The following is a 5,225-nucleotide window of genomic DNA, read 5'->3' as shown; positions in this document are numbered from 1 at the left end:
AGGCGCTCAGCGACCCTAACTACCTGCCTGATTCGGGGACGTGGTACTATATCGTCTTCTTCCTCATCGGCATCGTGGGCTACTTCTGCGTTCCCACCGTTGCAGGCTGGATTATCGAAGCAGGAGGCGGTATCGGCTCTTATGGTCGCAATGTCAATCAAGCTGCACAGCGCGGTGCACAAAGTGCCTACACGGGCGGAAGATATGCCGCGGCAGGTGCAGGGTCGGTCATCGGTAATGTCGGTGGACGTATCAAGGGTGCACTGCTCAAAGGAAAGTAATCACAAATAAAGAAAGGAAAGAAATGGAATTCAAATCACTTGGTAATATCGAGACCTCATTCAGACAGATAAGACTCTACGCCTTTGTCTTTGCCATCGTCTGCGTGGCAGTAAGTGGTTATGCCCTCTATGCCTCGTACAGCTTCGCTAAGGAGCAGAGGGAGAAAATCTATGTGCTTGACCAAGGCAAGTCGCTCATGCTTGCCCTCAGTCAGGATGCAAGCCGAAACCGTCCCGTAGAGGCAAGGGAGCATGTACGTCGCTTCCATGAGTTGTTCTTCACCATTGCGCCTGACAAGGATGCCATTGAGAAGAATATGGAACGTGCCTTCGTGCTGTGTGACAAGTCGGCTTTCAACTATTATAAGGACTTGGCAGAGAAGGGGTATTATAACCGTGCCATATCGGGTAATGTCAATCAGCGCATAGAGGTGGACTCTATCCACTGCAACTTCAATACTTACCCTTATGCGGTAACGACTTATGCACGGGAGTTTATCGTCCGTCAGAGCAACGTCACGGAGCGCAGTCTTGTTACGACCTGCATGCTGCAGAACTCTGTCCGTTCGGACAACAACCCGCAAGGCTTCCTGATGGAGAACTTCCTCGTCAAGGAGAACAGGGACATACAGACTTATAAACGGTAAGGCTATGGCAAGGAAAAGAAACTTTTTACTCTCACGTCAATATCTGCGCTTTCACCTGTGGCTCCGCCATCGGTGCGAACGGCTCACGATGAGGCAGAGAAAGGAAATCGTCTATGGGCTGAGCTTCATCTATCTGCTCTGCTCGCTTTGGATGATAGTGCAGTTTTTCCTTCCTCCAAAGAAGGAGAAACTACCCATCCCCACGGGAAAGCTGACGAACAGTCCGATACGGACGGACAGTACTTTACAAGAGTTATACGGCAATTTTTATCTACAACTTCATCAAACAATCAAAGAAAATGGATAATAAACAGAAAGAACAAATGAAGAAAGGCTTGGTCTTCGGAGGACTGGGACTGCTGTTTGCCCTCTCGATGTGGTTTATCTTCGCACCTTCGAGCAAGGATAAGACCGCAGCGGAGCAGGGACTCAATGACAGCATCCCGCAGGCAACGACGGAAAAGCTCACCGAAAACAAGCTCAAAGCCTATGAATTAGGCGACAAGGCACACGAGGAGGAACAGACCCGCGAGGAGATGGGCAGGCTATCGGACTATTTTGCACAGAACACCGCTCCATCAGAGGAGCAGCGTGCAGAGACAGCAGCATCTACGGCAAAGATAGAAAGCTCCATGCATCGCTATGAGGAAAATAATCGGCTCTTAAACTCTTTTTACGCTCCCGACCCACACGAGCAGGAGCGTGAAGCCTTGCGCTCGGAGATAGATAACCTTAAAAAGGAACTCTCTGCCAAAGACAGCAAGGAGGACAATGAAGAGAAACGGCAGCTTGCCTTGATGGAAAAGAGCTATCAGATGGCAGCGAAGTATCTCCCTAAAGCATCAACCCCACCTACCTTCAATAATGGTCTGACAGCAGGAAAGGAGAAGACGGAAGAGACAGCAGGTGGCTCTGAAGCCGCTAAGGGCAAGACCATGCAGAATGAAAAGCCTGCAATGGAAGTTCTGCCAGAGCGTAGGCAGGTAGTTTCTTCACTTGACCAGCCTATGAGCGATGTGTACTTTATGGAGGAATACGGCAAGAAGGCTCGCAACTTGGTTTTCCATTCGCTTACCGGAAGTCCTCCTTCTTTGCTGCGCAATACGCTCAAAGTAGTAGTGGACAGGACTACTATTCTTAAAGAGGGTGACAATGTCGTACTCCGTCTGCTTGAAAGTGCCAAGGTACAGGGACTGCACATTCCACGGCAGAGCGACTCATAGCAGTCGCCAAGATAGAAGGCAACCGTATGCACCTGCTTGTCAAAAGCATTGAGGTGGACGGCCATATCATAGCCGTCAAGCTCTCGGCATACGATACGGACGGACAGGAGGGTGTGTATATACCAGGTTCGGAGGACATCAATGCGCTCAAGGAAGTCGGGGCGAACATCGGCGGTTCAATGGGCACATCTTTTACCTTCGCTTCCTCTGCCAAGGACCAGATTATCTCCGAGGCTGCACGTGGGGTGATGCAGGGTGCAAGTCAGCTGCTTCAGAAGAAACTGCGCACCATCAAGGTAACGCTCAAGGGTGGCTACCACCTTTTCTTGGTTCAGTCCAAATAAAACAATCGAAAATGATAAGTAAAACAATAATATCAAATCAATAGCAACAATGAAGAAAATTATTTTATCAATGGCTATGCTTGCCATGGTGGGAGCAACAGCCACAGCACAGGAAAACAATGATGGTCTGACACCAAGCCGTCCGCTTACTTCGGGAGAGCTCTTTCAAGGTATGAGCCGTGCCATACCAACGGGGCGTGTCGTACTGCCGTATGGTCTTGACATTACCTTTGACAAGACCGTGCATCTTATCTTCCCTTCTGCCGTTCGTTATGTAGACTTAGGTTCACAGAACATCATCGCAGGGAAGGCGGAGGATGCCGAGAACGTACTGCGTGTAAAAGCTTCGGTGAAGGACTTTGAAACGGAAACCAATATGAGTGTCATCTGTGAGGACGGCTCATTTTACGCTTTTAATGTAAAATATGCCGATGAACCGGAAAAGTTAAGCATCGAGATGAAGGACTTTCTCTCTACAACAGAAGGCAGGCTGCCAAGCAATCGCTCTGACATTTACTTCAAGGAACTCGGTAACGAGTCGCCCGTATTAGTAAAGCTGATCATGCAGACCATCTATCAGAATGACAGACGCTGCATTAAGCACATCGGTGCACAGCAGTTCGGTATGAAGTTCCTGCTTCGTGGCTTGTATGCCCATAATGGCTTGCTGTATTTCCACACTCGTATGGAAAACGGTACGAATATGCCGTACTCGGTGGATTTTATCACCTTTAAGGTGGTGGATAAGAAGATGGCAAAGCGCACCGCCATACAAGAACAAGTATTGCAGCCACTTCGTGTCTATCATCAGGTGATGCAGGTGCGTGGCATGGGCAGTGAACATACTGTGTTTGCACTCGAGCAGTTCTCTCTTGCAGAGGACAAGCAGCTTGAAGTGACGCTCTATGAGAGAAATAGCGGTCGTACACTGACCTTTTATGTGACGGCAGAAGACCTGCAACTGGCAAAGAAGATTGATAACCTCAAACTGAAATGGTGATGAAGAAGAACAATATCATTCTGACAGTATGCGTTGCGGTGGCCATGACTTTCAGTCTGCCATCGCAGGCACAGCGACTGATACCCAAGCAAAGGGGAATAGAGGTTGTAGGGAGTGTTCCGCTTATCAAGGGTGAAAAGTTCCTTGCAGCTGACAATTTCGGCATGGGAGCATCACTCACCCGATATTTGGGGCGTGAGAATTATACCTTTGTTATGGCAGAGTATGAACAACAGAATATGCCGTACAGGGATTATGCAGTGAAACTCAAAGATGCACTCTTACAGGTGGGCTACATGCACCCGATACTCTCCGACAATGGCAAGAATGTGTTTTTCTATGGTGGCATATCCGCCTTGGGTGGCTATGAGCAGCTGAACGAGGACAAGAAGCTGCTGCCCGATGGGGCAACACTGCTCGACTGCTCCCGCTTTGTCTATGGCAGTGCCGTGCATGGCTCGGTGGAAGTGTTTCTAACGGACAGGGTTCTCTTTCTTGTAAAGGCGCAGGGACGTTTCCTCTTTGGAACAGACATGCATTGTTTCCGTCCGGCAGTTTCAGCAGGACTAAGGTTTAACTTTTAAGTAGAAGAAAAAATGAAAAAGATATTGAATACGATTTGGGTAATGGGCGTGCTGACCCTTGCCGTGTTTTGCCTATCTGCTTGTGATAGGGAGTTGGATGTTCAGCAGTCTTATCCGTTTACGGTGGAGACAATGCCGGTTCAGAAGGACATTATAAGGGGACAGACGGCAGAGATACGCTGCACGCTCAAACGAGGGGGTGAGTTTGCTGACACTCGCTATACGATACGTTATTTCCAGTCTGACGGCAAAGGCTTGCTAAAAAATGACAACGGCACTGTCTTTAAGCCGAATGACCGCTATCCGCTGACAAAGGAAGTGTTCCGCTTATACTACACCTCGCTCTCCACCGACCGTCAGACGATTGACGTGTATGTGGAGGATAGTTTCGGCAGGGTTCAGCAGCTGACTTTCAGTTTCAACAACAAGAAAACAGAGGACAAGGAAAAGTCCTCTGCTGTAATGGTTTCCAAAGTACTGAAGGATGCGGACAGCTAAACACTTTGCTTTATTCTGTATTTTATGTTTATTCTGCCAGCCCATCCTTGCCCAGCGCAGGGTGCGGTTGGCAGACTTGCCTCCTTTCGAACGTGGTGTGGTTGTTATTAAATACTTTGAGGGACTTCATAATAAGCCGAAGGATTTTCCTTATGTAGGATATGGTCATCGATTGCAACCAGGAGAGCACTTCACGGCGGATATGACGGAACGAGAGGCGGATTCACTGCTCCGTGCCGACCTATGGAAATGCTTTGAACACTTCAAAGACTATGGTAAGGATGCGCTGCTATTGACCTTACTTGCCTACAATGTGGGCGTGGGGAGATTGATCGGTTATGACAGGCATCCCAAGAGCCAGTTGCTGCGAAAGATTGAGGCAGGAGACAGAAATATCTATCGTGAGTATGTTTCGTTCTGCAGATACAAGGGAAAGGTCTTGAAAGGGCTGGAGAAACGAAGAAAGGTAGAGTTCGCCTTGTTTTATCTTCCTTGATTTTATAAATATACCTTTTGCACTTTTCGCGCAAGGGAACTTGTTTTTAATCGGAGAGATAAGAAAATCCATTTTTCTTTCTTAGATAAGCATTAAAAGCATTACCTTTGTAGCAAGATGACAGAGAAACTACCCATACAGCAGGAACAAGC

General features: G+C 48.2%; 7 protein-coding genes and 1 pseudogene. All 8 read left to right on the top strand.

Going from position 1 to position 5,225, the window contains the following annotated elements; translation table 11 throughout:
* On the top strand, nt 1–281 hold a 281-nt coding region (locus JCM12259_RS15555; RefSeq protein ID WP_025066694.1), incomplete at its 5' end, for a TraJ family protein.
* A gap of 23 nt (nt 282–304) precedes the next feature.
* Entirely contained in the window at nt 305–928 is a 624-nt protein-coding gene (gene traK / locus JCM12259_RS12245) for a conjugative transposon protein TraK (RefSeq protein ID WP_025066655.1), read from the top strand.
* A gap of 4 nt (nt 929–932) precedes the next feature.
* On the top strand, nt 933–1,235 hold the full coding sequence (locus JCM12259_RS12240; RefSeq protein WP_025066654.1) for a hypothetical protein: 303 nt from the start codon (nt 933–935) through the stop codon (nt 1,233–1,235).
* Nucleotides 1,228–2,495 (top strand): annotated as a pseudogene (gene traM / locus JCM12259_RS15550) (conjugative transposon protein TraM). The gene JCM12259_RS12240 and the pseudogene traM overlap by 8 nt, the downstream one beginning before the upstream one ends.
* A gap of 49 nt (nt 2,496–2,544) precedes the next feature.
* The gene (traN, locus tag JCM12259_RS12230) at nt 2,545–3,495 is read left to right on the top strand and encodes a conjugative transposon protein TraN (RefSeq protein WP_025066653.1); all 951 of its coding nucleotides are present in this window, start codon (nt 2,545–2,547) and stop codon (nt 3,493–3,495) included.
* On the top strand, nt 3,489–4,079 hold the full coding sequence (locus JCM12259_RS12225; RefSeq protein ID WP_025066652.1) for a conjugal transfer protein TraO: 591 nt from the start codon (nt 3,489–3,491) through the stop codon (nt 4,077–4,079). The genes traN and JCM12259_RS12225 overlap by 7 nt, the downstream gene beginning before the upstream one ends.
* A gap of 12 nt (nt 4,080–4,091) precedes the next feature.
* Nucleotides 4,092–4,577 carry a DUF3872 domain-containing protein gene (locus tag JCM12259_RS12220; RefSeq protein WP_025066651.1) on the top strand — a complete coding sequence of 162 codons (486 nt, stop codon included), beginning with the start codon at nt 4,092–4,094 and terminating at the stop codon, nt 4,575–4,577.
* Nucleotides 4,564–5,073, top strand: coding sequence for a lysozyme (locus JCM12259_RS12215; RefSeq protein WP_025066650.1), 510 nt, complete (start codon nt 4,564–4,566; stop codon nt 5,071–5,073). Before JCM12259_RS12220 ends, JCM12259_RS12215 begins: the two co-directional genes overlap by 14 nt.
* The last annotated feature ends 152 nt before the right edge of the window (nt 5,074–5,225 follow it).

The sequence above is a fragment of the Hoylesella enoeca JCM 12259 genome (assembly GCF_000613405.1).
Classification (GTDB): Bacteria; Bacteroidota; Bacteroidia; order Bacteroidales; family Bacteroidaceae; genus Prevotella; species Prevotella enoeca.
The sequence above is the reverse complement of the archived record's forward strand: the minus strand, read 5'-3'. Positions and strand labels throughout refer to the sequence as shown.

Coding starts and splice junctions, on each gene's coding strand:
- traK (WP_025066655.1), top strand. CDS start 305: ATGGAATTCAAATCACTTGGTAATATCGAGACCTCATTCAGACAGATA.
- JCM12259_RS12240 (WP_025066654.1), top strand. CDS start 933: ATGGCAAGGAAAAGAAACTTTTTACTCTCACGTCAATATCTGCGCTTT.
- traN (WP_025066653.1), top strand. CDS start 2,545: ATGAAGAAAATTATTTTATCAATGGCTATGCTTGCCATGGTGGGAGCA.
- JCM12259_RS12225 (WP_025066652.1), top strand. CDS start 3,489: ATGGTGATGAAGAAGAACAATATCATTCTGACAGTATGCGTTGCGGTG.
- JCM12259_RS12220 (WP_025066651.1), top strand. CDS start 4,092: ATGAAAAAGATATTGAATACGATTTGGGTAATGGGCGTGCTGACCCTT.
- JCM12259_RS12215 (WP_025066650.1), top strand. CDS start 4,564: ATGCGGACAGCTAAACACTTTGCTTTATTCTGTATTTTATGTTTATTC.